Source organism: Pseudoxanthomonas gei, from assembly GCF_010119615.1.
GTDB lineage: Bacteria > Pseudomonadota > Gammaproteobacteria > Xanthomonadales > Xanthomonadaceae > Pseudoxanthomonas_A > Pseudoxanthomonas_A gei.
This window is the reverse complement of sequence record NZ_QOVG01000032.1, coordinates 1-567: the sequence shown is the minus strand read 5'-3', so window position 1 is coordinate 567 and position 567 is coordinate 1. Positions and strand designations below refer to the sequence as shown.

General features: G+C 57.8%; 1 protein-coding gene. It reads right to left on the bottom strand.

What is annotated here, in order from left to right:
- Positions 1–144: 144 nt before the first annotated feature.
- A partial coding sequence (locus tag DT603_RS15835) for a transposase (RefSeq protein WP_162350954.1) occupies positions 145–567 on the bottom strand: 423 nt, incomplete at its 5' end.

Sequence of the window (567 nt, the reverse complement as noted above, 5' to 3'; positions counted from 1 at the left end):
GTTTTAGTCATCGCGAGACGTTTATCGCAGGCTGTTGCGCGCAATCGATGCACATATTTAATTCTACTGTGTTACTAAATACGAATCCGTTGGTACGGTGAGACCCCGCAACACGGGCAGTGTGGGAGGCTTCTGGCGATAAGCCTAGCCAGTCCGAAGGCCAGCGTGGCAATCGAGTTGGGATGGTGACGTTGCATTGGGGCCAGACCGGCGCGGGCGGACGCTTTTGGATACTGCAGGCATCTTGAATGCGACGGAGTTTTTTTTACTGCGCAGGCGCTCGCGCATCAAGAACCCGTATGCGGCGATGCACAGACTGGCGTGATGGTGAAAACCACGCCAGTTGCGCCCTTCATAGTGATGCAGGCCCAACTCCGACTTCAGCTCCTGATAATCGCGTTCAATCCGCCATCGGCCTTGTGCCGTGGCAACCAGTGTCTTGACCGGCGTTTGCTTTGGTCGCGTCGAGAACCAGTAGTGGCGGGGCTCGGACTCTCCCGGCGGCCACTCGATCAGCAGCCACTGCTCGTCATGTGCCTGGCGATTGTGTGCGGCACGAACCCGCAC